The following is a 25394-nucleotide window of genomic DNA, read 5'->3' as shown; positions in this document are numbered from 1 at the left end:
CTCGCGTGCGGACCGGGCCGTCACGCGGACGGGTCACCAACGTATGCGGAGAGTAACGCAGGGGCTCACGAGTACCCGGGTGAGCAGACGTCAATCTTCTGGCAAAAGCGGCTATGACGACCCAGACGTCACTTCATGACCAGCGGACACGCGGCTTTCACAGCGCCTTCGGCCGTCCGGGGGAGACCCGGTGGCTGAGCCCGGGGTGGACACCCAGCGTCATGACTCCAGTCCCGAGACCCGGAACACCGCCAGAGCGGTCTCCCGGTCCACCTGCTCGGAGATGTCACGCAGCTCGTCCGTCCCGCACTGGAGCCTGCCCGCCGCCACACAGTGCCGGGCGTCCTCGTCGAGGCGGTACCAGACGTCGGGATGGTCCACCAGGACCTCGGGATCCAGCTCCACCCGCCCGCCGAGGGAGTCCAGCAGCACCAGCCGCCGGCAGACACCGTCGACCGCGCGCACCGACACCAGCAGATCGGTACGGACCAGGCGGCTGCGCAGCAGCGACCGAGAGGCGATCCAGCCCCGGCCGGCGCGGACGCGGGGCGGGCACAGCACCACGAAGAGCAGCACGGAGAGCGTGAACCAGAGCACCCCGCGCCACCAGGTGAGGCTGCCGGTGCCCCAGTCGATCAGGAGCAGCAGGGCGAGCAGCGCCACGGAGCAGCCGACCGAGGTGCGCAGTTCCCGCGCCCACGGATGGGTGCGGGCCTTACGGCCGGGTTCCCGCGGCACCGGATGGGTGCCGGCTCGCTCGTCGTCGCGGTGTCCCATGTGCTCGACGTTAGAGCCCCCCGAGGGCTTCGGCACCTGCCCTTGACACGCCCCTGACGCGCCCGGGCCGGTTCTTGACACCACTCCGCCGACGCGGCCGGGTGGCGCGTCGTCAGGGGTCCGTCAAGGGTGGGTGTGCCGCCGTATGGGAGCCGTCAACGGTGGTCGGAATCGAGCAGAGGAGGTCGTTTCCTCGAATCGTCGATGTCCTTTCGTCTCTCATTCCAGGAGCTCGCGATGGCCGATGTGGCCTTCGTCGTCATCACGCTCGCGGTGTTCGCGCTCGTGGCCCTCGCCGTCAGGGGGGTGACGAAGCTGTGACCGCCGAGAACGTCGTCGGCCTGGTCGTGGCCGTCGTCCTGCTGGGCTATCTCGTCCTCGCCCTGATCTTCCCGGAGAGGTTCTGAGCAGCGTCATGAGTCCCGTACTCGCCGGAGTCCTCCAGCTGCTCGCTCTCATGGCCGCACTGGCGCTCGCCTACGCACCGCTCGGCACCTACATGGCCGGCGTCTACCGCTCGCAGCGCCACTTGCGGGTCGAGAGATGGATCTACCGGGCCGTCGGCGCCGATCCGGACGCGGAGATGCGCTGGCCCGCGTACATGCGCGCCGTGCTCGCCTTCTCCCTCGCCGGTGTCCTCTTCCTGTACCTGCTCCAGCGGATCCAGGGCGTGCTGCCGCTCTCGCTCGGCTTCCGGTCCGTCGGCCCCGCCCAGGCCTTCAACACCGCCGCGTCCTTCGTCACCAACACCAACTGGCAGTCGTACTCCGGCGAGCAGACCATGGGGCACGTGGTGCAGACCGCCGGTCTCGCCGTGCAGAACTTCGCCTCCGCCGCCGTCGGCATGGCGGTGGCCGTGGCCCTGATACGCGGCTTCGCCCACCCCCGAGCTCTCGGCTCCGCCCGAGCAGGGGGGACACCCATCCGCACCGGCGAACTGGGCAACTTCTGGGCCGATCTGGTGCGCGGCACCGTGCGCATCCTCCTCCCGCTGGCCGCGGTCGCCGCCGTCGTGCTGGTGGCCTGCGGTGTGATCCAGAACTTTTCCGGGATCCACGAGGTCGGCCAGTTCCTCGGCGGCCCGCAGCAGTGGAACGGCGGCGCGGTGGCCTCCCAGGAGGCCATCAAGGAACTGGGCACCAACGGCGGCGGCTACTTCAACGCCAACAGCGCCCACCCCTTCGAGAACCCGACCCCGTTCTCCAACCTCTTCGAGATCTTCCTGATCCTGGTGATCCCCTTCGCGCTGACCCGGACGTTCGGACTCATGGTCGGCTCGGTCCGGCAGGGCTACGCGATCCTCGCGGCGATGGCCACCATCTGGCTCGCCTTCGTCTCCCTGATGATGTGGACCGAGTTCGCCCACCACGAGGGCGCGCTGCGGATCGCGGGCGGCGCGATGGAGGGCAAGGAGGTCAGGTTCGGCATCGGCGCCTCCTCGATCTTCGCGGCGTCGACCACGCTCACCTCGACCGGCGCCGTCGACGCCGCGCACTCCTCGCTCACCGGGTTCGGCGGCGGGATCGCGATGCTCGGCATGATGCTCGGCGAGATCGCGCCCGGCGGAGTCGGCTCCGGCCTGTACGGCATCCTGATCATGGCCGTCATCGCGGTCTTCATCGCCGGTCTCATGGTCGGGCGCACACCCGAGTACCTGGGCAGGAAGATCGGCTCCCGGGAGATCAAGCTGGCCGCCGTCTACATCCTGATCACCCCGGCGCTGGTGCTGGTGTTCAGCGCCTTCTCGATGGCCCTGCCGGCCCCGCCGCACTCGGCGCTCAACCCGGGCGCGCACGGATTCTCCGAAGTGCTCTACGCCTACACCTCGGCTGCGAACAACAACGGCTCGGCCTTCGCCGGACTGAACGCCAACACCGACTGGTTCAACACCACGACCGGGCTCGCCATGCTGCTCGGCCGCTTCCTGCCCATGGTGTTCGTCCTCGCCCTGGCCGGCTCCCTGGCCGCGCAGCAGCCGGTGCCGGTCACCGCGGGCACCCTGCGCACCGAGAAGCCGCTGTTCACCGGCATGTTGGTGGGCGCCGTCCTGATCGTCGTCGGTCTGACGTACTTCCCGGCCCTCGCACTGGGCCCGCTCGCCGAGGGGCTGGCGTGATGACCACCTCCGCACAGAACCACGAGGACTCCATGTCCGCAGTCACCAGGACCCGGGCACCTCACAGCGACGTGCCCACCGGGCACCCGTCCGGCCGGAGCCGGGTCGGTGCCGGTCTCTTCGACGCCCGGCAGTTGGTCAAGTCGCTGCCCGACGCCGTCCGCAAGCTCGATCCGCGGGTCATGGTCAAGTCACCGGTGATGTTCGTGGTGTGGATCGGCTCGCTGCTGACCACCGCTTTCTCCCTCACCAGGCCGGGTGACTGGTTCGGCTGGGCGATCAGCGCCTGGCTGTGGCTGACCGTCCTCTTCGCCAACCTCGCCGAGGCGGTCGCCGAGGGCCGCGGCAAGGCGCAGGCGGAGACCCTGCGGCGGGCCAAGACCGACACCGTGGCGCACCGGTTGGACGGGACCGAGGTCCCCGGCACCGAACTGCACGTCGGCGACCTCGTCGTGTGCGAGGCGGGCGACGTCATCCCCGGCGACGGGGACGTCGTCGAGGGCGTCGCCTCGGTCGACGAGTCGGCCATCACCGGGGAGTCGGCGCCGGTGATCCGCGAGTCCGGTGGCGACCGGTCCGCGGTGACCGGCGGCACCAGGGTGCTGTCCGACCGTATCGTCATCAAGATCACCACCAAGCCCGGCGAGACCTTCATCGACCGGATGATCGGCCTCGTCGAGGGCGCCGCCCGGCAGAAGACGCCCAACGAGATCGCGCTGAACATCCTGCTCGCCTCACTGACGATCGTCTTCCTCCTCGCCTGCGCCACACTGCCGCCGTTCGCCGACTACGCGGGCACGCACCTGACCATGGTGGTGCTGGTCGCGCTGCTGGTCTGCCTGATCCCGACGACGATCGGCGCGCTGCTGTCGGCCATCGGCATCGCCGGCATGGACCGGCTGGTCCAGCGCAATGTGCTGGCGATGTCGGGACGGGCGGTGGAGGCCGCCGGCGACGTGTCGACGCTGCTCCTGGACAAGACCGGCACGATCACCCTCGGCAACCGCAGAGCCGCGGAGTTCGTACCGGTGCGCGGTACCACCGCCGCCGAACTGGCGGACGCCGCCCAGCTCTCCTCGCTGGCCGACGAGACGCCCGAGGGCCGCTCCGTGGTGGTGCTGGCCAAGGAGAAGTACGGGCTGCGCGAGCGGCACCAGGGCGAACTCGCCGGAGCCGAGTGGGTCGCGTTCACCGCCCAGACCCGGATGTCCGGCGTGGACGTGGACGGCCGCAGGATCCGCAAGGGCGCGACCGGGTCCGTCATCGCCTGGGTCGAGGAGCAGGACGGGCGGATCGCCGAGGACGCCGACCGCCTCTCGAAGGAGATTTCCGCGGCAGGCGGCACACCGCTGCTGGTCGCCGTGCACGACCAGGACGGCGCCCGGGTCCTGGGCGTCGTCCACCTCAAGGACGTGGTCAAGGACGGTATGCGGGAACGCTTCGCCGAACTGCGCCGGATGGGCATCAAAACCGTCATGATCACGGGCGACAATCCGCTGACCGCCCGGGCGATCGCGGACGAGGCCGGTGTCGACGACTTCCTCGCCGAGGCCACGCCCGAGGACAAGATGGCGCTGATCAGGCGGGAGCAGAGCGGCGGCAAGCTGGTCGCGATGACCGGTGACGGCACCAACGACGCGCCCGCGCTGGCCCAGGCCGACGTCGGCGTGGCGATGAACACCGGTACGTCGGCCGCCAAGGAGGCCGGCAACATGGTCGACCTCGACTCCGACCCGACCAAGCTGATCGAGATCGTCGAGATCGGCAAGCAGCTCCTGATCACCCGTGGCGCGCTCACGACGTTCTCCATCGCCAACGACGTGGCGAAGTACTTCGCGATCATCCCGGCCCTGTTCGCCGCGGTCTACCCGGGCCTGGACAAGCTGAACATCATGCGGCTGTCCTCGCCGGACTCGGCGATCCTGTCCGCGGTCGTCTTCAACGCGCTGGTCATCATCGCGCTGGTGCCGCTCGCCCTGCGGGGGGTGCGCTACCGGCCGACGAGCGCGGACCGGATGCTCCGCCGCAACCTCGCCGTCTACGGCCTCGGCGGGCTCATCGCGCCCTTCGTCGGGATCAAGCTCATCGACCTGATCATCTCCCTGATTCCCGGGATCGGCTGACGACATGAACCAGACCCTTGTGAACACCGGCCGTCTGCTGGCGGCGGGCCTGCGGGCGCTGCTCGCGCTGACGCTGCTCACCGGCGTCGTCTACCCGCTCGTCGTCACGGGCGTGGCCCAGGCCTTCCTCGGGCACCGGGCGAACGGCTCGGAGGTCAGGGAGAGCGGCAGGGTCGTGGGCTCCTCCCTGATCGGGCAACAGCACTACGGCCTCGACTACTTCCAGCCGCGCCCGGCCGCCGGGCTGGGCACGAACACCCTGAACACCCGGTACAAGCTGATCCTCTCCGGCGCCACCAACCTCGCCGCCGACAACCCCAAGCTGGTCAAGGCCATCGAGCAGGCACGGGCCGAGGTGGTCAGGGTGAACTCCACGTCCGACTACCAGGTGCAGCCCTCCCAGGTTCCGGCCGACGCCGTGACCTCCTCGGGTTCGGGTCTGGATCCGGACATCTCCCCGGCCTACGCGCTGCTCCAGGCGCACCGGGTGGCGGAGCGCAACCACCTGTCCGTGGCGCGGGTCGAGCACCTGGTACGGGAGCACACCGAGAGCCGCACTCTCGGCTTCATCGGCGAGCCGCGGGTGAACGTCCTCCAGCTCAACGTCGCGCTCAGGGAACTGACGACGGGCCGCTGACGGCCCGCCCGCGCCCCCTTGTCGCCTTCCGGTGCCGCACCTACAGTGCGGCTCCGGAAGGTTCGCCGTCAGCGGCGAAAGTTTCGGGGACTCAGGGAGGGGTGACGGGAAGTGAAGGGACCGGCCGCCGTGCGGACGTACGAGAACCCCGTGATCGGAGGCTTCCACCCCGATCCCAGCGTGTGCCGGGTGGGCGAGGACCACTACCTGGTGTGCTCCAGCTTCGAGTACTTCCCCGGGGTCCCGCTGTTCCACAGCCGCGACCTGGTGCACTGGCGGCAGATCGGCAACGTGCTGGACCGGCCGGGGCAGTTGGAGCTGCCGGACGACCTCCCCGCCTCCGCCGGCATCTACGCCCCGACGATCCGCCACCACGACGGCCGCTTCTACGTGATCACCACCAACGTCGCGGCCGGGGGCACCTTCCTGGTCAGCGCCGAGGATGCGCGGGGTCCGTGGTCGGACCCGGTCTGGATCGACCTGCCCGGGATCGACCCCGACCTCGCCTGGGACGACGACGGCTCCTGCTGGTGCGCCGTCGCCGGGGTGCGGGTGGCCCGGATCGACCCGGCGACCGGCAAGGTCCTGGAAGGGCCGCTGCCGGCCTGGTCGGGGACGGGGCTCCAGCACCCGGAGGCGCCGCACCTGTACCGGATCGGCGCCTGGTGGTACCTCATGCTGGCCGAGGGCGGCACCGGGCACGGCCACGGTGTGTCGATCGCCCGCGCCCGCTCCCCGCGCGGCCCCTGGGAACCCGCGCCGGACAACCCGGTCCTCTCCCACCGCGGCACCGACCTGCCCGTCCAGTGCACGGGCCACGCCGACCTGGTGCGTGCGGCCGACGGCACCTGGTGGATGGTGCTGCTCGGCACCCGCCCCCGCGGCTGGTTCCCGGAGTTCCACGTGCTCGGCAGGGAGACCTTCCTGACCCCGGTGGAGTGGGTGGACGGGTGGCCGCGGGTCGGCCCGGTGCGCGAGCGGCATCCGGCGCCCGCGGCCTGGCACCCCCTGCCGCCGGAGCCCGCGCGGGACGACTTCGACGCGCCGTCCCTGGCGCCGGTCTGGATCTCCCCGCGCAGCAGGCCGGAGGGCTCCTGGTCACTGAGCGAACACCCCGGTCGGCTGACGCTGCACGCGACCGGCGACAGCCTCGACCGGCCCGGCCACACCTTCGTAGGACGAAGGCAGCAGCACCCCGACTGCCGGGTGGCCGCGCGCGTCGAGGCGGTCTCGGGCCGGGCAGGCCTCTCCGTCCGGCTGGACGAGGCGCACCACTACGACGTGGAGATCGGCGGGGGAGTGGTGGGCGTGGTCGCCCGGATCGGGCCGCTGCGGCAGCGGATCGCGGAGTACCCGGTGCCGCCCGGACCGCTCACCCTGGTCGTGGACATCCGCACGGACGACGTGCCCCCGCCCACGGCCACGGATCCGGACCGGCCGGCCACCGGAGCGCAGGCGGCGACCGGGGTCCGCGCGGCCGGCCCGGACGTCATCGCCTTCTCGGCCGAGGGCCCGGAGGGCACGCTGACGCTGGCCGAACTCGACGGGCGCTATCTGTCCACCCAGGTCGCGGCCGGCTTCACCGGGCGAGTAATCGGCATGTACGTCACCGAGGGCAGCGCGGCCTTCGACTGGTTCGACTACCGGCCGGGGCATCCGCGCCGACCCGTCGGCGGCTGACCGGCAGCGGGGCGACCGAGGACCGGTCCGGCACGGGCCGCTGCGGCAGCGGATCTCGGAGCACCCGGTGCCGTCCGACGGCTCACCCGGGTCGTGGACATCCGTGCACCGCCGGTGACGGGAGGCACCCGGCGTGCACAGTGACGGGCGGCTCACGGGACGGCGACCGTGTCACCGGCCGGTCACCGGGAGTGGCCGGCCCGGACATGCGTCGGGGCCGGTACGCGCGGGTGTGCGCGCCGGCCCCTGGTGATCCGCGGGCGGTTCGCCGAAGCCGCCCGGTGGTGCTCAGGCGGCGGTCACCACCCGGTCGGCGCCCAGCGGGCGGTGCGGGGCGATGATCTGGCCGTCCGGCAGGAGCTCACCGGTGTCCTCGAAGAACAGGACGCCGTTGCACAGCAGGCTCCAGCCCTGCTCCGGGTGGTGCGCCACGAGACGGGCGGATTCCCGGTCGGCGGAGTCGGCTGACGGGCACGGTGGCTGGTGCTGGCACATTGATGGGATCTTTCGCTCAGTCGTGTGGTCGCTGTCGGCTGTCGTACGTGTCCCGCGGCTGATGGTGTTCTCCATGGCCGCCCCCCGTTGTCGAGTCGGTCCAAAGCCAGTGTTCCCCCACGGGCCTGATTCCGCAGGGATTTCGCAGCACCGCTTCTCACCGGTTGGAGACGCGTCACACGCACGAGCGGTTCATCCCGAGAGCACCGCCTCTTCGGATGGTTCGCACTGGCCGGATGGGGCTAGTCCGATGGGACCCCCGTCTCGAACGCGGGCCGTGCGAGCGGATTTCGCGAGCGGATTTCGCCACGTACGAGCGTCTTCGGCGGCCGAACGGCGTCGTACCCCGCCGCCGGGGGTTCCAGCAGCAGGGTACGGCGCCGGTCGGCGGGCGGGCGGTCAGGCGGGGGAGCCCATGAGCCGGATCGGGGTCACGCGGTGGGTGAGGACGGGGAGCAGGTCGGCGACCTGGTGCGAAAGATGGGCCGCGATACCGGGCGGGGCCGGCGCGAGCGGCACGAGCAGGTCGGTGGCGGCGGGGTGCCCGGTGGCGCCGTCGTCGGAGAGGTCGCCGTGCAGCCACAGCGTGAGCATGTACAGGCTGGGTATGGACAGCAGACGCGGCTGGTACGGCTGGCTCAGGGCCTCGGCCTGGCGCAACGCGCGCTCGGTGGAGGCGACGTAGGGGCCCTCGAAGAAGTGCGAGAAGGTCCAGCCGTCGGGGGTCAGTATGGTCTCGGCCGCTGCTACCGCGTGGTCGCCGGAGCGGATCAGGAAGCGCCATCCGGCCAGCCTGGTCGCGGAGATCCCCTCGGGGGTGATCCGGTCCAGGACGTGCACCGGCAGTGGAAGCTCGGGGGTCGCGGGCTCCTGGGCGGAGCGCAGTGCGGGGGACCCGGCCTCGCGGACCGCGGTGGGGGAACCGAGTGCCGTGAGGACGGAGCGCAGTGCGGGCGCGGGAGCCGGGGGTACATGCAGCGGCATGGTGGGTCGCCTCTCATTCGACAGGCACGGTGGCGCGAGGGCGGGCTGGGTGCGGACGGCGTTGTCAGCTCTCAGGGCAGGAGGAGGCAGGGGCCGGGCTCTGGTGAGCGAGGGGTGCGGGGGCGCGGCCTGCCTCACGGGCTCCTGACAGGGTTCAGGGCTGTGGGCGCCAACTTCTGCTGTGGAGCAGAGTTTATACGACAAATGTTCAGGTGGTGTTTCGCCTAACTGTTCTCGATGTGAACGGCAAGAGACTATTCGGCCGGAGTCAATCGGGAATCATCCCTGCTCCGTGTCGGCCGTATCGCGATGACCTCGGGTTGTGCCCGCACGGCGGTCGGCCTGATCTTGTCGGCGTTTTTCACGAGTTTCGTGGGGTACCCGAAACTGCTGGCTGCCGCATGCCCCGTGAATGTGCCTCCGGTCACACATGACCAGAGTAGTCGGTGCGGGGCGGGAGCGGGACGTTATCGATCGCGTTGGCGGGGCATCATCCCACCTGACCGGGACCCCGGCGGCCGGATCTTCGGTCCGCCTTGCGAGGAGGGACGCTGCGATGGGGGAGAAGGTCGTCGCCGGCCAGTTGGACCTGTCGGACCGCAACCGCTACCGCGACAAGCTGCGGCGGTGCCTGACGGGGCTGGAGCGGTTGCTGGACGAGAAACGGTTCGACCGGCCGAAGAACCTCATGGGGCTGGAGATCGAATTGAATCTGGTCGGCCCCGACGGCATGCCGAAAATGCTGAATGCGCAAGTTCTCGAGCGCATCGCGAGCCGTGACTTCCAAACAGAACTCGCCATGTTCAATCTGGAAGTCAACATTGCCCCACACCGCTTGGGCGGCCGGGTATTCGACCAGCTCGCCGAGGAGCTGCGGACGTCACTGGCATATGCCGACCGAAAAGCCGGTGAGGTGGACGCCGGAATAGCGATGATCGGCATTCTGCCCACCCTGGGCCGCGACGACCTGGTGTCCTCCAATCTCTCCGACGTCGACCGCTACGTGCTGCTGAACGATCAGATCGTGGCGGCCCGCGGAGAGGACTTCACCCTCGACATCGACGGCGTGGAGCATCTCACCTGCACCTCGAAGTCCATCGCGCCCGAGGCCGCCTGCACCTCCGTGCAACTGCACCTCCAGGTCACCCCGGGCCGTTTCGCGGACGTGTGGAACGCGGCGGAGGCCGCCTGTGCCGCGCAGATAGCCGTCGGCGCCAACTCGCCCTTCCTCTTCGGGCGCGAGCTGTGGCGGGAGTCGCGGCCGCCGCTGTTCCAGCAGTCCACCGACACCCGCCCACCCGAACTCCAGGCCCAGGGAGTGCGGCCGCGCACCTGGTTCGGCGAACGGTGGATCTTCTCGGCGTACGACCTCTTCGAGGAGAACCTGCGCTACTTCCCGGCCCTGCTGCCGATCTGCGACGGCGAGGACCCCCTCGACGTGCTGGAGGCGGGCGGCGTGCCCAAACTGGCCGAACTGGTCCTGCACAACGGCACCGTCTACCGCTGGAACCGCCCGGTCTACGACGTCGCGGACGGCGTGCCGCACCTGCGCGTGGAGAACCGGGTGCTGCCCGCCGGACCCACTGTCACCGACGTGATCGCCAACGCGGCCTTCTACTACGGCCTCGTGCGCGCCCTGGCCGAGGAGCCCCGGCCGGTGTGGACCCGGCTTCCCTTCGAGGCCGCGGCCGCCAACTTCGACGCCGCCTGCCGGCACGGCATCGACGCCCGGTTCACCTGGCCCCGGCGCGGACGCCACTCGGGCACGGCCGAGGTCGACGCCGTCACTCTTGTCCGTGACGAACTGCTGCCGCTCGCGGAGGCCGGACTGAGCGCCTGGGGCGTGGAGCGCGCCGACCGTGACCTGTACCTGGGCGTCATCGAGGAACGGTGCCGGCGCCGGACCAACGGCGCGGAGTGGCAGGCCTCCACCTTCCACCGGGCACTGGAGCAGGGGATGGGCCGGGAAGCCGCCCTGGCCGCAACGACCCGGCGCTACCGTGAGCTGACGAAGTTCGGCGAGCCGGTCCACACCTGGCCGATCGGCCTGCCGGAACCGGTCCCGGCCGGCTAGTGCTGCGACCGGAGAAGTTCACCGGCTCGCGACGCCCGGCACGGCACCTCGCCGCGTCGTCGCGTCACCCGAGTACATCCGGTACGCGGGTAATGCTCCGCCTTGCGGTGCTCCCCCACGGCCTGAACGGCGTGGGAGGTACCCCCAGCACCGGACGCCGCGAGCTTCCCGGCACACCTTTCCGGCCGCAGCACTGGGACCTGCCCGGCGACGACTGCGATTCCCGGCGCCCGACCCGCGGACGCGCCCGGCCGGCCGTGCCGCCTCGCCGTGGACGGGGGGCACTCGTGCCCGCGGGAGAGGGATCGGGCAAGCTGTGACGTCCCACGACGGTGGCGCCGCGCGTGCGCACCCGTGCCGGGATCCGGCCGTACCTGTGCGGCGGCCCGGCACGCCCCCGTGGCGGGACGACCGAACTGGAGGCAGGTGTGCTGGCGGAGTCACAGCCGGTGGGCGACTCACAACCGCAGGAGCGGCTGTCGCGGCGGATCCTCCGCGACGAGACACTGCTCGTCCTCGGGCTCTCGCTCGGGGCGAGCGGGGTGTCCGCGCTGATCAGCTTTGTCGGGTCGGTCACCAAACCCGGTGGGCTCAAGGACCAGGCCACCACGCTCAACGCCTCCGCCGCTCCGGGCCGCCCCTGGCTCGACCTCGCCTGGCAGTTGTTCGGGATCGCCACGGCCCTGATCCCCGTGGCCCTCGTCGCCCACTTCCTGCTGCGCGAGGGGCGGAGCCTGCGCACGCTCGGCTTCGACCGCACCCGCCCCTGGCCGGACCTCGGCCGCGGGGCGCTGATCGCGGCGGTGATCGGCAGCACCGGCATCGCCTTCTACCTGGCCGCCCGCGCGTTCGGCTTCAACCTCACCGTGGTGCCCGAGGCGCTGCCCGCCGTGTGGTGGAAGTTCCCGGTGCTGATCCTGTCCGCGCTGCAGAACGCCGTCCTCGAAGAGGTCATCGTCGTCGGCTATCTGCTGCGCCGGCTCGGGCAGTTGGGCTGGACCCCGGGGTCCGCCCTGGTGGCCAGTTCCGTACTGCGCGGCTCGTACCACCTCTATCAGGGCGTCGGCGGCTTCGTCGGCAACATGGTGATGGGCGTGGTCTTCGTCTGGCTGTACCGGCGGTGGGGCCGGGTCGGCCCGCTCGTCGTGGCGCACTCCCTGCTCGACATCGGCGCGTTCGTGGGCTACGCCCTGCTGGCCGGGAAGGTGGGCTGGCTGCCGACGGCGTGAGTGGCACGGGGAACTCGCGAGGGGGCGTACGACACTGTCGTACGCCCCCTCGGTGTTCCTAGACGAGCAGGTCGCCCTCGATGACGGTGACCGCGTGACCGGTGAGCAGGGTGCGGTCGCCGCGCAGGCCGGTGCGCACGAGGCCCGAGCGGGCTGAGGCCTGGAGCCCGGTGAGGTCGGGGCGGCCGAGGCGTTCGGACCAGTAGGGGGCCAGGGCCGTGTGGGCGCTGCCGGTGACCGGGTCCTCGTCGATGCCGACGTTGGGGAAGAAGCACCGGGAGACGAAGTCGTAGCCGCGGGAGGGATCCTCGGCGCGGGCGGTGGCGATGATGCCGCGCGTGGAGTAGGCGGCGAGGGCCTTGTGGTCGGGGGCGAGGCCGCGGACGGTCTTCTCGTCGGCGAGCTCCACGACCAGGTCGCCGACGTTCGCCCCGGTGTCGTAGGCGGTGCGGGGCTCGGCACCGAGGGCCCGGGCGACTCCGTCGGGGACGTCCACCGCGGTGAGCGGGGCGGTCGGGAAGTCCAGGGTGATCGTGCCGTCGCCGGCCGGGCTCGCGATGAGCACACCGCTGCGGGTGGCGAAGCGCACCGGTCCGTCGTGGGCGCCCGTCGTGCGCAGGACGTGGGCGGTGGCGAGGGTGGCGTGACCGCACATCGCGACCTCGGTGGCGGGCGTGAACCAGCGCAGTGCCCAGTCGGCCTCGCCGCCCTCGGGCAGCCGGTGGGCGAACGCCGTCTCGGCGTGGTTGACCTCCAGCGCCACCTTCTGGAGCCAGTCGTCCTCGGGGAAGGCGTCCAGCAGCAGCACCCCCGCGGGGTTGCCGGCGAACGGGCGGTCGGTGAAGGCGTCGACGATTCGAATCCGCATGCCCAGACGGTACGGGTTCCGGCGAGCGGCGAACCAAGGCCAATCCGGGGCCGGCGGCCTTGGGACACAAGAAGTCGCAGTTCGGAGGGGATGGCCAAGCGAGCTATTCCGATATATCGTTGAAGCATCGTGACAGGTCGACGATGGAATGGAGTGGTTGCGATGCGTACCCATGGATTCGAGCGCGGGCACCGGCAGGACGGTCCCCGGCGCGGCCGCGGCGGTTTCGAGGAGCGCCGGGCGGCCTTCGGGCCCTTCGGTCCGGGCGGACCGGGTTTCGGCCCCGGCTTCGGCCCGGGGCACTGGGGTGGGCGAGGGCGCGGGGGACCGCGCGGCCGGGCCCGGCGCGGTGATGTACGAGCCTCGATCCTGGCCCTGCTGAAGGACCGTCCCATGCACGGCTACGAGATGATCCAGGAGATCGCCGAGCGCAGCGGCGGCGCGTGGAAGCCCAGCCCCGGCTCGGTCTATCCCACCCTCCAGCTGCTGGAGGACGAGGGCCTGATCGTCAGCGAGAGCGAAGGCGGCAAGAAGCTGTTCTCGCTCACCGAGGCGGGCCGCACCGCCGCCGACGAGGGGCCGGACGCGCCCTGGGAAGAGGCCTCGCGCGGAGTCGACTGGGAGGCCCTCGGCGAGATCCGGCAGGCCGGCTTCGGCCTGATGGAGGCCTTCGGCCAGGTGTGGAAGACCGGCAGCAAGGAGCAGCGCGAGAAGGCGCTCGGCGTCATCAACGAGGCCCGCAAGAAGCTGTACCTGATCCTCGCCGACGAGGACTGACGGACGGCCCCGGGACCCGGAAGCCCGTCGTGCCCGGGGAGCCGCAGGCGACTCGCGCGCCTGTGCGCTCCCCGGGGAGGCGCTGTGCGGATGCGTCCCGATCTCATCCGTAAGGAGGAGATTCCGTCCGCCCGGGTCCACTTCCCGTGGGACGCCGAAATGCTTCCCGCCGGGGATGACCGGAGCCGGAGAGGCTGGTGAGCTGGACGATGTGCGATCCCGTGTTCCCCGGCAGCCGCCCTCCGGGCAGGACGCCCTCCGTCCGGACGACGACGCCCGGCTCAGTGCCGAGCTGGCGGCGGCGGTCGCCGGTGCCCGGAGAAGGGCCGTCCGGGACAGGGACCGGCAGATCGACACCGCCCACCTGCTGCACACGCTTCTGGAGTCCGACCCCGAGGTGCGTGCCGTGTTCGACGGCGGGCCGCAGATCGCCCGGCTGCTCGGCTACCTCGTGCAGCGCAGCATCGGATACGGCCTGCGCTGGCAGAGCACCGTCGAGGACTCCGGCGCCCTGCCCGTGGTGACGGAGGCCGACGGCCTCTCGCCCGTGGCCTTCGCCGCCCTGGAGTACGCCTGCGAGCGCGCCGCCCGGCGCGGCGACGACCTGGCGCGCGGCCTCGACCTGCTCGCGGCGATCGTCGTGGACCCGCAGGCGCGCGCCGTGGAGGTGCTCAGCGGCGCCGGGATCGACGCGGGAGAGCTTGCCGCGCGGCTCGACAACGATGCCAAGGACTCTCCGGGGGAGTACGCCGCGGACGGCGGGCCCACCCACTGAGAGGGCGGGAGGGTCGCCCGGGGTGGGCGTGCCGGCGGGGCGTTCCGGGGCTTTTGTTCGGTGTGCCCGGTGATGGCCCCGTCCAGGCGATGAGACAGGTGCCATCGAAGGTGACGCTCATGTCATCGCCTGTCATCATGTGCCGGTGCGTACGTCTCAGATCAGTCAGGGCCGTCCCGGCAAAGGTGTCGGGCTCGGTCTCGCGCTCCTGTCCGCGGTCGCCTTCGGTGGTTCCGGTGTCGCGGCCAAGCCGCTGATCGAGGCGGGTCTCGACCCGCTGCACGTGGTGTGGCTGCGCGCCACCGGCGCGGCCCTGGTCATGCTGCCGCTCGCCGTACGCCACCGCGCGCTGCTGCGCAGCCGCCCCGCCCTGCTCGCCGGGTTCGGACTGCTCGCCGTCGCCGGTGTCCAGGCCTGCTACTTCGCCGCGCTCTCCAGGATCCCCGTCGGGGTCGCCCTGCTCATCGAGTACCTGGCGCCCGCCTTGGTGCTCGGCTGGGTCCGGTTCGTGCAGCGGCGGCCGGTCACCAGGGCCGCCGCCTTCGGCGTGGTTCTCGCGGCGGGCGGACTCGCCTGTGTCGTCGAGGTGTGGTCCGGCCTGACCTTCGACGTCCTCGGACTGCTGCTCGCCCTCGGCGCCGCCTGCTGCCAGGTCGGCTACTTCGTGCTGTCCGACCAGGGCGGCGACGCGGGCGACGCGGCTCCGAACCCGCTCGGCGTCATCGCCTACGGACTGCTGATCGGCTCCGCCGTCCTGACCGTCGTCGCACGCCCCTGGAGCATGGACTGGTCGGTGCTCGCGCACAGCGCGGACATGAACGGCACGTCGGTCCCGGCCGTCGCCCTGCTGCTGTGGGTCGTGCTGGTCGCCACGGTCCTCGCGTACGTCACCGGGGTGCTCTCCGTGCGGCGGCTCTCGCCGCAGGTCGCCGGGGTGGTGGCCTGCCTGGAGGCGGTCATCGCGACCGTGCTGGCCTGGGTGCTGCTCGGCGAGCGGCTCTCGGCGCCGCAGGTCGTCGGTGGCGCGGTCGTCCTGCTCGGCGCGTTCATCGCGCAGTCCTCCACGCCGTCGAAGGGCTCGGCGGAGCCGGTGGCGAGCGGCGGGGCGGAAAGGGAGTTGTCGGCCCGGGGAACGGCGGCCTAGAGTGTCGATCATGCATTCGGACGCACTCGTTCTTCCGCCTCCGGCCGCCTGAGGCGGGCCCTCCGGTGAGCGCGCCCGGCGATGAGCCGGGCCGAACGGTGCTGCCCGCAGAGGAAGTCCGCACGATCCCGACCGACGGGGTCCTGCCTCCCGAACTTCTGCACCTCTGCGGAGACGACTCATGTCCCATGCTTCTTCCGGCTTGCCCGTCGGGCGTGGCCTGCTCTACCTGATCATCGCCGGTGCCGCCTGGGGGACCGCCGGCGCGGCCGCCTCGCTGGTCTACCGGACCAGCGACATCGGGCCGGTCGCCCTGTCCTTCTGGCGCTGTGCCATCGGCTTCGTCCTGCTGCTCGCCGCCCGCCTGCTGCGCCCGCGCGTGCGGCCGGCCGTGCCCGCGCCGCTCGGCCGCGGGCTGCTGCGGGCCGTTGCCACCGGTGTCGGCCTCGCCGTGTTCCAGACGGCCTACTTCGCCGCGGTCGCGGCCACCGGGCTGGCCGTGGCGACCGTCGTGACCCTCGGCGCCGGGCCCGTGCTCATCGCGCTCGGCGCCCGCCTCACGATGGGCGAACGGCTCGGCCGGGCCGGCCTGACCGCCGTCGCCGGGGCGCTGGCCGGTCTCGGGGTGCTGGTGCTGGGCAGCGGCGGCGCCGCCGTACGGCCGTGGGGCGTGCTGCTCGCCCTGCTCTCGGCGGCGGGCTACTGCGTGATGACGCTGCTCACCCGCTGGTGGGGCCGCGACGGCGGAGCCGACCACTCCGGGTCGACCCTCGGGGCGTTCGCGGTCACCAGCCTCTGCCTGCTGCCGTTCGCGCTGCGGGAAGGGCTGGTGCCGCACACCGACGACCCCGTACGGGTGCTGTGGCTGCTGGTGTACATCGCCTCGGTCCCGACGGCCCTGGCCTACGCGCTCTACTTCGCGGGCGCGGCCGTCGTCCGGTCGGCCACGGTCTCGGTGATCATGCTGCTGGAGCCGGTCAGCGCGGCCGTGCTGGCCATCGCCCTGCTCGGCGAACGCCTGACGGCGGCGACCCTCGCCGGCACCGCGCTGATGCTCGGCTCAGTCGCCGGCCTCGCCCTGACGGAGGCGCGCGGAGCGCGAACGACGGCGAAGGAACCGGCGCCGGCGTGACACCGGACGGGCCCGGACCGGGGGCCCGTCACCGGGGCGGCCCGCCGGGGCGACGCCGGGGGTGACGGCCGGCCGAAGTCCTGGACGGACAGCCACCGTTGCCACTCGGAGTCCCCGCGGGTCGCGCCACACGGCTGGATCGGATCACAGCACCGTGAGATAGCCGGGAAGGTCGGTGCCGGGGGCCAGGTCGGGGTCGGCGAGCGGGGTGCCGTACTCCCTGCGGACCGGGACCACGCCGGCCCAGTGCGGCAGGGAGAGGTCCTCGGGCTCGTCGTTCACGCCGCCGACGCGCAGCTTGGCGGAGACCTCGTCCAGCTCCAGGCGGAGCACGGCGGTCGCGGCCAGTTCCTTGGTGTTGGCGGGGCGGGAGTCGGCCGACCGGCCCGGCACCACGTGGTCGACCAGCGCGTCCAGCGCCAGGCGCTTCTCCTCGCGGTCGGTGATCTGGTGGGCGGTGCCGTGCACCACCACCGAGCGGTAGTTGATCGAGTGGTGGAAGGCGGAGCGGGCCAGGACCAGGCCGTCGACATGGGTGACCGTCAGGCAGACCGGCAGCCCGGGGTCGGCCTTGCCGGCCATCCGCAGCGGGCGCGAACCCGTCGAACCGTGCACATAGAGCCGCTCGCCGACCCGGGCGTACAGCGTCGGCAGCACCACGGGCGCGCCGTCGCGGACGAAGCCGAGGTGGCAGACGTAGCCCTCGTCGAGTATCGCGTGCACCAGTTCCCTGTCGTACGACGCCCGGTCGGCGGAGCGGGTGGGAACGGTGCGCTCGGTCGAGGTGTAGGCGGCGGGTGGCGACGCCGGCGGCTGGGTCTCCTGCATTGCGTCCTCCATTGTATTAGTGCATAATCTGCTTTGTGCTAGGAGAGTATCGGATCGAAGGCCGGCGCGCAGCCGAGATCGCCGCGAGCATCGAGCGCGCGGTGGGCTCCGGAGACCTGGAACCGGGTCAACCCCTGCCGCCCATGCGGGAGTTGGCGGCCGAACTCGGGGTGAACCCCAATACCGTCGCGGCCGCGTACCGGACCCTGCGCGAGCGTGGGGTCATCGAGACCGCCGGGCGCCGCGGCAGCCGGGTGCGGTCAGCGCCCGCCACGACCGGGCGGGACCTTGTCCGCGTGGACGTGCCCGAGGGGGTGCGCGACGTGTCGAGCGGCAACCCGGATCCGGCGCTGCTGCCGCCGCTGGCACCCGCGTTCGCGGCGGCCGCCGCGCTGTCCGACCGTGAGCCGGTGCTCTACGGGGACGTGGCCGTGGAGCCGGAGCTGGCCCGGATCGCCCGCTCCGCGCTGGACGCCGACGGGGTCCCGGACGGTCCGCTCGCCGTCCTCTCCGGTTCGCTCGACGGGGTGGAGCGCGTCCTCGCCGCCCACCTCAGGCCCGGCGACACCGTCGCCGTCGAAGACCCCGGGTGGGGCCGCACCCTGGACCTCGTCCCCGCCCTCGGACTGCGCACGGCGCCGGTGGGGGTCGACGACGAGGGACCGCGCGCCGACGACGTGCGCCGCGCCCTCACGGACGGCGCCCGCGCACTGATCGTCACGGCCCGCGCGCAGAACCCGACCGGCGCCGCGGTCAGCGCCACGCGTGCGCGTGCCCTGCGGGCGGTCCTCCGGGAACATCCGGAGACGCTGCTGATCGAGGACGACCACGGCCACGGCATCGTGGACCTGCCCCCGCACCCGCTCGCCGGCGCCACCCGGCACTGGGCCTTTCTGCGTTCGGTCGCCAAGGCGTACGGCCCCGACCTGCGGCTCGCCGTGCTCACCGGGGACGAGACCACGGTCGACCGGGTGCACGGCCGGCAGCGCCTCGGGCCCGGGTGGGTGAGCCGCCTGCTCCAGCGCGCCGTGGTACGGCTGTGGTCGGACGGGGCCCTCGACCCGAGTGCGGTGGCCGCGTCCTACCGGCGGCGGCGCGACCTGCTGACCGGTGCGCTGGCCGACCGCGGCATCGCGGCCCACGGGCGCAGCGGGATGAACGTATGGGTGCCCGTGCCGGACGAGACCGGCGTCGTCGCGGGCCTGCTGCACGCCGGCTGGGCCGTCGCCCCCGGCGCCCGCTTCCGGCTCGCCGCTCCGCCCGGCATCCGGATCACCGTCTCCACTCTGCGGGACGAGGAGGCCGAGCGGCTCGCGGAGGCGGTGGCGACGGCCCTGCGTCCGGCGCCCGCGCGGAGTTACGTCTAATGCTGTGACCGGAGAGGTTCACCGGCTCGCGACGCCCGGCACGGCACCTCGCCGCGTTGTCGCGTCACCCGAGTACATCCGGTACGCGGGCGATGCTCCGCCTTGCGATGCTCCCCCACGGCCTGAACGGCGTGAGAGGTACCCCCACCACCGGACGCCGCGAGCTTCCCGGCGAACCTTTCCGGTCACAGCACCAGGGCGGACCCGAGGGGGCCTACGCCGTCGTGGCCGGCTCCGGGCGGGACGGCGGCTCGGGCGTCTTCGAAGCGGAGGCGGGCTCCTGGTCCGGCCGGGGCGTGCCGGGTCCGGCGGACGTGACGCGGCTCTTCGGACGGGCCTGGGTCAGCGCCGCGCCCGCCAGGACGATCACCGCGCCGACCGGGGTCGACCAGGTGAGGGTCTCGCCCAGCACGGCGACACCGGCCGCGGTGGCGATCACCGGGACGAAGTACGTGACCATCTGGGCCGTGGTCGGGCCGACCTCCGCGACCAGGCCGTACTGGACGAGCATCGCGAAGCCCGTGCCCAGCGCGCCCAGGGCGGCGATCGCGAGCAGCGGCATGACGGGCAGATGGTCCGGAGCGCTGGTGAACAGTGGTGTGACGACGGCAAGCTGAACCGTGGCCAGCAGCAACTGACCGCCGGTCAGCGACAGGTGGGACTCGCTGGAACCCGCGAGGGTGCGCCGTACGTAGATCCAGCCGACCGGGTAGCTCAGCGAGGCCAGCAGCGCCATCGCCGTGCCGCCGGCGTCCAGCCCGTGGAAGCCCTGCCAGGCGCCGAGCACTGTCAGCACACCGAGGAAGCCCAGCCCGAGGCCCGCGACCCGGAGCCGGGTCGGGCGGTCCTCGGAGAGGGCGACGAGGGACAGGACCATGCCCCACAGCGGCGAGGTCGCGTTGCAGATCCCCGCGAGGGTGGAGGGGATCGTCAGCTCCGAGTAGGCGAAGAGCGAGAAAGGCAGCGCGTTGAGGAAGAATGCCGCGACCGCCAGGTGCCCCCAGGTCCGCGCACCGCGCGGCAGCCGCTCCCGCTTCACCGCCATCGCCACCGCGAGCACCGCCGTGCCGAACACCAGCCGCCCGAGCGTCACCTGGAACGGGGCGAAGCCGTCCGTGCCCACCTTCATGAACAGGAAGCTGAAGCCCCAGACCAGCGACAGGAAGGCGAAACGGATCCGCCAGTGCACGGGACGGCGGGCCGGTCTGGCCGGGCCGGACGGGGACTGCGGGGAGGTGGGCGAGGTGCTGCTCATGGTCGTACGATGCACGCCCACGACCTCGTAGCACAATCGAGAATTCGCGTGCGGTATCTCGTAGCATCGCTTACATGTTGAATCTGGAGCGCCTGCGCACGCTGGACGCCCTCGCCCGGCACGGCTCGGTCAGCGGCGCCGCGGAGGGTCTGCACGTGACGACGTCCGCCGTCTCCCAGCAGATGGCCAAGCTGGAGCGGGAGGTGGGCCAGCAGCTCCTCGCCAAGAACGGCCGGGGAGTGCGGCTCACGGACGCCGGACGGCTGCTCGCCGAGCACGCGACGCGCATCCTGTCCCAGGTCGAGCTCGCCCAGGCCGATCTGGAGGCGCAGCGCGGACAGGTGGTCGGCGAGCTGCGGCTCGGCGCGTTCCCCACCGCCGCGCGCGGGCTGTTCCCGGCCGCCCTGTGTCATCTGCGTGACCGGCATCCGAGCCTTCGGGTCCACACCGCGGAGATGGAGCCGGCCGCGGCCGTGCGCGCCGTGCTGCGCGGCGACGTGGACCTGTCCGTCGTCCTCGACTGGTACAACAAGCCGCTGCCCGTGCCGGACGGGCTCAGCCGGGCCGCGATCCTCGACGACCCCGCCGACGTGGCAGTGCCCGCCGCGCACCCCCACGCCGACCGCACCGAGGCCGACCTGGAGGACTTCGCGGACGACGACTGGGTCACCTGGGGCGAGGCCCAGTTCTGCGACGAGTGGCTGCTGGACACCCTGCGCTCCAAGGGCGTCGAACCGCGCATCGCCCACCGTGCCGAGGAGCACGCCACCCAGCTCGCCCTGGTCGCCGCGGGCCTCGGCGTGTGCGTGGCTCCACGGCTCGGGCGCGGGCCGCTGCCCGCCGGGGTGCGGACCGTCCCGGTGCGGCAGGTGGTCCGGCGGCACGTCTACGCCGTCTGGCGCGCCGACGCCGACCGCCGGCCCTCCATCCGCGCGGCCGTCGACGCCCTGCGGACGGCGGGCGCGCGGATCGTCTGAGCCGCCGCAGGCGGGCCTACACCGAGCCCAGCTTGCGGAAGTCCCAGGAGACGATCTTCTCCGGGGTCAGCCGCAGCCACGCGTGCCGGCCGTCGTGCGGCATCTCCTCCAGGCCGAAGTTCTTGCGGGCGAACAGCGTCTCGGGCAGGTCGAGTTCGGCGCACAGCTCGCCGGTGCGCGGTGCCTCGCCCACGAACTCCGCCGTTCCGGACAGCTCCGCGCCCCGCAGTTGTTCGTACTCCTCGCCCGTGTCGACGACCACGGCCACCCGCGGGTCGCGGCGCAGATCGGCCCAGCGCCTGCTGCGTACCACGGAGTAGAGCCACAGCGAGGTGCCGTCCCAGACGAACCACAGGGCGCTCACGTGCGGAGCGCCGCCGGGCGACACGGTGGCGACCCGGCAGGTGCGCTGAGTGGTCAGGAACTCGTCCAGCTCGCCCGGAGTCATCATGATCTTCCGGCCCCGGCGCTGGGTGACGGTCATGCGGCCCTCTCTCTTCTCTTCTCCCATGCGCGGGGGCACCTTCCGACGGCCCCCGCCACGACCCGCCCCACCCTCCGCGGGTGTCAGGCGAGCCTGATCTCCCCGTCCGCGACCGAGATGTCCTTGGCGGGCAGCGGCTTCAGGGCCGGGCCCTTCTTGACGCTGCCGTCGGCGGCGGAGAACTCGCTCTGGTGGCACGGGCAGACGATCACGCCGTCGGCTATCCGGTTCACCGCGCAGCCCTGGTGGGTGCAGGTGGAGGAGAAGGCCTTGAACTCGCCCTTCGCCGGCTGCGTGACGACCACGCCCTGGGTGCCGAAGACCTTGCCGCCGCCCTCGGGGATGTCGGAGGTCTTTGCGAGCACGGTGCCGCCGGAGCCCGCCGCGGCGCCGTCACCGCCCGAACCGCCGGTCGTCCCGGACCCGTTCCGGGTGGCGGACGCACCGGAGCCGGAGTTGTCCTCCGATCCGCACGCGGTCAGCGCGGCGGCGAGCCCCGCCGCGCCCACCGCCGCCACCACCGTGCGGCGGGCCGGTGCCCCCTGGGGGTGAAGCGATTCGCTGGTCATGCCGACGTCCCCTTCCGGTACAGGTTTCACGCTGGTTCCGCGCGGGTTCCACGCAGGGCTTCCTGGTCCGTCCAGGGGTACGGGCGGCGGGCATACGGTGTTCAGATCGGGCCCGGACCCCGGCCGGCGGGCGAACCGGCCGGCCGTGGGACGCCCGGTACCGCACCGGTAAAGTGGGGCGGTGCTCAAGGAAGTCATCGCGACTCGCTACATCACTCCGCTGCGCGAGGGCGGCTCACTGCCGGGGCTCGTCGAGGCCGACGACTTCGGGACGTACGTCCTGAAGTTCACCGGCGCCGGGCAGGGCCGCAAGACGCTCGTCGCCGAGGTGGTCTGCGGGGAACTCGCCCGCCGGCTGGGACTGCGGGTGCCCGGGCTGGTCACGGTCGACCTCGATCCGGTGCTGGGACTCGGCGAACCCGACGAGCAGGTGCAGGAACTGCTCAGGTCCAGCGGTGGCACCAACCTCGGCATGGACTTCCTCTCCGGAGCGCTCGGCTTCGATCCGCTCGCCTTCCCGGTGGACGCCGAGGAGGCGGGCCGGATCGTCTGGTTCGACGCGCTGGTGAACAACGTCGACCGCTCCTGGCGCAACCCCAACCTGCTCAGATGGCGCGGCGATCTGTGGCTCATCGACCACGGCGCCACGATGATCTGGCACCACAACTGGCCCGGCGCGCAGGCCTCGGCAGGGCGGCCGTACGACGCCTCGGACCACGCCCTCGCGCCGTTCGGTCCGGACGTCGCCGCCGCCGCGCGGCGGCTGGCGCCCCTGGTCACCGAGGACCTGCTCGCCGAGGTGACCGCCGAGATCCCCGACGCCTGGCTGACCGGCGAGCCCGGTTTCGACACACCCGACGAACTGCGACGGGCCTACGCACGACCGCTGCTCGCACGGGCCGCCGTGATCCACGAGCGCATCCACGGCATCGAGGAGGCCCAGTGAGCGAGCGTCACCTCGCCGGAGGCGGACGGGCGGGCGACCGCCACATCGTCCGGGCCGGCCGGACGGACGACCGCGACGTCTTCGAGTACGCCCTGCTGCGCGTCGTCCCGCGCGTCGAGCGCGGCGAGTGCATCAACGCGGGCGTGCTCGTGTACAGCCGCGCGCGGGCGTACGTCGGTGCGCGCACCCACCTGGACGAGTCCAGGCTGCTCGCCCTGGACCCGGACGCGGACGTCGCGGGCGTCCGCGCCGCGCTCGCCGCGATGGAGAGCGTGTGCGCCGGGGGAGCGGCCGCCGGGCAGGCCGCGGGCGACGACGCCGGGCGGCGCTTCCGCTGGCTGGTCGCGCCCCGCTCCACCGTCGTCCAGCCCGGTCCGGTGCACACCGGACTGACCACCGACCCGGCCGCGGAGGCGGAGCGGTTGCTGGACCTCCTGGTGAGGTAATGGATCACATGCGCCCGGTGCGCCGTTGACACCGGGTGCCATGGCTTCTAGCGTCGCATCCACCAAAGGTACTAAGCGGTCGCTCACCGTAGATCAGGTTCTCTCAAGGGCGAGGAGAAGCAGCAATGTCCACCACTGAGCAGCGGGTCGCCGTCGTCACCGGTGCCGCGCGCGGCATCGGCGCCGCCACCGCCGTACGACTGGCCGCCGAGGGGCGCGCGGTCGCCGTGATCGACCTCGACGAGTCCGCCTGCAAGGACACCGTGGAGAAGATCACCGCGGCCGGCGGCAAGGCCATCGCGGTCGGCGCCGACGTCTCGGACGAGGCACAGGTCGAGGCGGCGGTCGCGCGTGTCGTCGAGGAACTCGGCGCGCCCACCATCCTGGTCAACAACGCGGGGGTGCTCCGCGACAACCTGCTGTTCAAGATGAGCGTCTCGGACTGGGACACCGTCATGAACGTCCACCTGCGCGGCTCCTTCCTGATGAGCCGTGCCTGCCAGAAGCACATGGTGGACGCCGGCTTCGGCCGGATCGTCAACCTCTCCTCGTCCTCGGCGCTCGGCAACCGCGGCCAGGCCAACTACTCGGCCGCCAAGGCCGGTCTGCAGGGCTTCACCAAGACCCTCGCCAAGGAACTCGGCAAGTTCGGCATCACCGCCAACTCCGTCGCCCCGGGCTTCATCGCCACCGAGATGACCAAGGCCACCGCGGAACGCGTCGGCATGGGCTTCGAGGACTTCAAGGCCGTGGCCGCCACCCAGATCCCGGTGCAGCGTGTCGGCGAACCCGAGGACATCGCCAATGCCATCGCCTTCTTCACCGGTGACGCGGCCGGCTTCGTCTCCGGCCAGGTGCTGTACGTCGCCGGCGGGCCGCTCGACTAGGGATCACGGACATGACTGAACTTTCCAGCAAGGTCGCCCTCGTCACCGGAGCGAGCCGCGGCATCGGATACGGCATCGCCGAGGCGCTGGTCGCCCGGGGCGACCGGGTGTGCATCACCGGCCGCAACGAGGAGGCCCTGAAGGAGGCCGTGGAGAAGCTCGGCTCCGACCGGGTCGTCGCGGTCGCGGGCAAGGCCCACGACGAGGCCCACCGGGCCGAGGCCGTCGAGCGCGTCATGGAGGCGTTCGGCCGCGTGGACTTCCTGGTCAACAACGCGGGCACCAACCCGGTGTTCGGACCGATCGCCGACCTCGACCTGAACGTGGCGCGCAAGGTCTTCGAGACCAACGTCGTCTCCGCGCTCGGCTTCGCCCAGCGCACCTGGCACGCCTGGCAGAAGGACAACGGCGGCGCGATCGTGAACATCGCCTCGGTCGCGGGCCTGTCGGCCTCGCCGTTCGTCGGCGCCTACGGCGTCAGCAAGGCGGCGATGATCAACCTGACCCAGCAGCTGGCGCACGAGTTCGCGCCGCGGGTGCGGGTCAACGCGATCGCGCCCGCCGTGGTGAAGACCAAGTTCGCCAAGGCGCTGTACGAGGGCCGGGAGGAGGAGGCGGCCGCCTCCTACCCGCTGGGCCGGCTCGGCGTGCCCTCCGACATCGGCGGCGCGGCGGAGTTCCTCACCTCCGCGCAGTCCGACTGGGTCACCGGACAGACGCTCGTCGTCGACGGCGGCATATTCCTCAACGCCGGGGTGGGCTGACGCGCCGACGGGTCCCGGGCGCCGATACCGTCTCTTCGTCCCTTCGTCGACATACGGCTT

At 72.1% G+C, this 25394-nt stretch carries 25 protein-coding genes; 17 read left to right on the top strand and 8 right to left on the bottom strand.

The annotated features are described in order from the left end of the window. Window positions 1-219: 219 nt before the first annotated feature. Window positions 220-777: a hypothetical protein gene (locus tag ACWC91_RS23485; protein ID WP_225079148.1), complete on the bottom strand. Its 558-nt coding sequence runs from the start codon at window positions 775-777 to the stop codon at window positions 220-222. Between the two features lie 317 nt (window positions 778-1094). On the opposite strand from ACWC91_RS23485, the gene kdpF reads away from it, so the two are divergent. The 5 genes from kdpF to ACWC91_RS23460 all read left to right on the top strand — a co-directional run bounded on the left by kdpF (window position 1095) and on the right by ACWC91_RS23460 (window position 7333). Continuing rightward, window positions 1095-1184 (top strand): K(+)-transporting ATPase subunit F, encoded by a 90-nt coding sequence (kdpF, locus tag ACWC91_RS23480; protein WP_099939674.1) that lies wholly within the window; start codon window positions 1095-1097, stop codon window positions 1182-1184. Window positions 1185-1192: 8 nt separating this feature from the next. Beyond that, window positions 1193-2893 carry a potassium-transporting ATPase subunit KdpA gene (gene kdpA, locus ACWC91_RS23475; protein WP_450642584.1) on the top strand — a complete coding sequence of 567 codons (1701 nt, stop codon included), beginning with the start codon at window positions 1193-1195 and terminating at the stop codon, window positions 2891-2893. Beyond that, complete coding sequence (kdpB, locus tag ACWC91_RS23470; RefSeq protein WP_225079146.1) at window positions 2893-5016, top strand: potassium-transporting ATPase subunit KdpB; 2124 nt, start codon at window positions 2893-2895, stop codon at window positions 5014-5016. Before kdpA ends, kdpB begins: the two co-directional genes overlap by 1 nt. Before the next feature lie 4 nt (window positions 5017-5020). Further along, window positions 5021-5653, top strand: a complete 633-nt coding sequence (kdpC, locus tag ACWC91_RS23465) for a potassium-transporting ATPase subunit KdpC (protein WP_450642585.1) — start codon at window positions 5021-5023, stop codon at window positions 5651-5653. Between the two features lie 129 nt (window positions 5654-5782). Next, the gene (locus tag ACWC91_RS23460; protein WP_450642593.1) at window positions 5783-7333 is read left to right on the top strand and encodes a glycoside hydrolase family 43 protein; all 1551 of its coding nucleotides are present in this window, start codon (window positions 5783-5785) and stop codon (window positions 7331-7333) included. A 288-nt stretch (window positions 7334-7621) separates the two neighbouring features. Here the strand turns inward: ACWC91_RS23460 and ACWC91_RS23455 are convergent, their stop codons facing one another. Both ACWC91_RS23455 and ACWC91_RS23450 read right to left on the bottom strand, forming a co-directional pair. After that, on the bottom strand, window positions 7622-7828 hold the full coding sequence (locus ACWC91_RS23455; RefSeq protein ID WP_281155090.1) for a DUF5999 family protein: 207 nt from the start codon (window positions 7826-7828) through the stop codon (window positions 7622-7624). A 399-nt stretch (window positions 7829-8227) separates the two neighbouring features. After that, entirely contained in the window at window positions 8228-8812 is a 585-nt protein-coding gene (locus ACWC91_RS23450; protein WP_376504428.1) for a hypothetical protein, read from the bottom strand. A 556-nt stretch (window positions 8813-9368) separates the two neighbouring features. On the opposite strand from ACWC91_RS23450, the gene ACWC91_RS23445 reads away from it, so the two are divergent. Further along, a complete protein-coding gene (locus ACWC91_RS23445) occupies window positions 9369-10886 on the top strand; it encodes a glutamate--cysteine ligase (protein WP_450642587.1) in 1518 nt (505 codons plus the stop codon). A 431-nt stretch (window positions 10887-11317) separates the two neighbouring features. Beyond that, a complete protein-coding gene (locus ACWC91_RS23440; RefSeq protein ID WP_225079171.1) occupies window positions 11318-12115 on the top strand; it encodes a CPBP family intramembrane glutamic endopeptidase in 798 nt (265 codons plus the stop codon). Window positions 12116-12173: 58 nt separating this feature from the next. On the opposite strand, the gene ACWC91_RS23435 is transcribed toward ACWC91_RS23440, so the two are convergent. Then, the gene (locus tag ACWC91_RS23435; RefSeq protein WP_225079141.1) at window positions 12174-12983 is read right to left on the bottom strand and encodes a PhzF family phenazine biosynthesis protein; all 810 of its coding nucleotides are present in this window, start codon (window positions 12981-12983) and stop codon (window positions 12174-12176) included. Between the two features lie 162 nt (window positions 12984-13145). Here ACWC91_RS23435 and ACWC91_RS23430 point away from each other — a divergent pair, with 162 nt between their 5' ends. The 4 genes from ACWC91_RS23430 to ACWC91_RS23415 all read left to right on the top strand — a co-directional run bounded on the left by ACWC91_RS23430 (window position 13146) and on the right by ACWC91_RS23415 (window position 16811). After that, window positions 13146-13760 carry a PadR family transcriptional regulator gene (locus tag ACWC91_RS23430; RefSeq protein WP_225079140.1) on the top strand — a complete coding sequence of 205 codons (615 nt, stop codon included), beginning with the start codon at window positions 13146-13148 and terminating at the stop codon, window positions 13758-13760. A 211-nt stretch (window positions 13761-13971) separates the two neighbouring features. After that, window positions 13972-14535, top strand: coding sequence for a Clp protease N-terminal domain-containing protein (locus ACWC91_RS23425; RefSeq protein WP_450642589.1), 564 nt, complete (start codon window positions 13972-13974; stop codon window positions 14533-14535). A gap of 139 nt (window positions 14536-14674) precedes the next feature. Continuing rightward, a complete protein-coding gene (locus ACWC91_RS23420; protein ID WP_225079138.1) occupies window positions 14675-15679 on the top strand; it encodes an EamA family transporter in 1005 nt (334 codons plus the stop codon). A 181-nt stretch (window positions 15680-15860) separates the two neighbouring features. Beyond that, on the top strand, window positions 15861-16811 hold the full coding sequence (locus tag ACWC91_RS23415; protein ID WP_225079137.1) for a DMT family transporter: 951 nt from the start codon (window positions 15861-15863) through the stop codon (window positions 16809-16811). A gap of 144 nt (window positions 16812-16955) precedes the next feature. On the opposite strand, the gene ACWC91_RS23410 is transcribed toward ACWC91_RS23415, so the two are convergent. Continuing rightward, window positions 16956-17639, bottom strand: coding sequence for a pyridoxamine 5'-phosphate oxidase family protein (locus ACWC91_RS23410; protein WP_376504434.1), 684 nt, complete (start codon window positions 17637-17639; stop codon window positions 16956-16958). Window positions 17640-17674: 35 nt separating this feature from the next. On the opposite strand from ACWC91_RS23410, the gene ACWC91_RS23405 reads away from it, so the two are divergent. Next, window positions 17675-19006 carry an aminotransferase class I/II-fold pyridoxal phosphate-dependent enzyme gene (locus ACWC91_RS23405; protein ID WP_225079135.1) on the top strand — a complete coding sequence of 444 codons (1332 nt, stop codon included), beginning with the start codon at window positions 17675-17677 and terminating at the stop codon, window positions 19004-19006. A gap of 214 nt (window positions 19007-19220) precedes the next feature. Here ACWC91_RS23405 and ACWC91_RS23400 read toward each other — a convergent pair whose 3' ends face one another. Next, on the bottom strand, window positions 19221-20261 hold the full coding sequence (locus ACWC91_RS23400; protein ID WP_225079134.1) for a DMT family transporter: 1041 nt from the start codon (window positions 20259-20261) through the stop codon (window positions 19221-19223). A 74-nt stretch (window positions 20262-20335) separates the two neighbouring features. On the opposite strand from ACWC91_RS23400, the gene ACWC91_RS23395 reads away from it, so the two are divergent. Next, a complete protein-coding gene (locus ACWC91_RS23395; RefSeq protein ID WP_225079133.1) occupies window positions 20336-21238 on the top strand; it encodes a LysR family transcriptional regulator in 903 nt (300 codons plus the stop codon). Between the two features lie 16 nt (window positions 21239-21254). On the opposite strand, the gene ACWC91_RS23390 is transcribed toward ACWC91_RS23395, so the two are convergent. Both ACWC91_RS23390 and ACWC91_RS23385 read right to left on the bottom strand, forming a co-directional pair. Then, window positions 21255-21722: a pyridoxamine 5'-phosphate oxidase family protein gene (locus tag ACWC91_RS23390; protein ID WP_225079170.1), complete on the bottom strand. Its 468-nt coding sequence runs from the start codon at window positions 21720-21722 to the stop codon at window positions 21255-21257. Between the two features lie 83 nt (window positions 21723-21805). Further along, window positions 21806-22291 (bottom strand): Rieske (2Fe-2S) protein, encoded by a 486-nt coding sequence (locus ACWC91_RS23385; protein WP_225079132.1) that lies wholly within the window; start codon window positions 22289-22291, stop codon window positions 21806-21808. 181 nt (window positions 22292-22472) lie between these two features. Here ACWC91_RS23385 and ACWC91_RS23380 point away from each other — a divergent pair, with 181 nt between their 5' ends. The 4 genes from ACWC91_RS23380 to ACWC91_RS23365 all read left to right on the top strand — a co-directional run bounded on the left by ACWC91_RS23380 (window position 22473) and on the right by ACWC91_RS23365 (window position 25334). Beyond that, window positions 22473-23237: a HipA family kinase gene (locus ACWC91_RS23380; protein ID WP_225079131.1), complete on the top strand. Its 765-nt coding sequence runs from the start codon at window positions 22473-22475 to the stop codon at window positions 23235-23237. After that, complete coding sequence (locus ACWC91_RS23375; protein WP_225079130.1) at window positions 23234-23683, top strand: DUF3037 domain-containing protein; 450 nt, start codon at window positions 23234-23236, stop codon at window positions 23681-23683. Before ACWC91_RS23380 ends, ACWC91_RS23375 begins: the two co-directional genes overlap by 4 nt. A 125-nt stretch (window positions 23684-23808) precedes the next feature. Continuing rightward, window positions 23809-24570, top strand: coding sequence for a 3-oxoacyl-ACP reductase FabG (fabG, locus tag ACWC91_RS23370; RefSeq protein ID WP_225079129.1), 762 nt, complete (start codon window positions 23809-23811; stop codon window positions 24568-24570). An 11-nt stretch (window positions 24571-24581) separates the two neighbouring features. Next, a complete protein-coding gene (locus ACWC91_RS23365; RefSeq protein WP_450643686.1) occupies window positions 24582-25334 on the top strand; it encodes an SDR family oxidoreductase in 753 nt (250 codons plus the stop codon). Window positions 25335-25394: the final 60 nt, after the last annotated feature.

The sequence above is a fragment of the Streptomyces sp. NPDC001204 genome (genome assembly GCF_053598035.1).
This window is presented reverse-complemented; position numbering and strand designations above follow the sequence as displayed.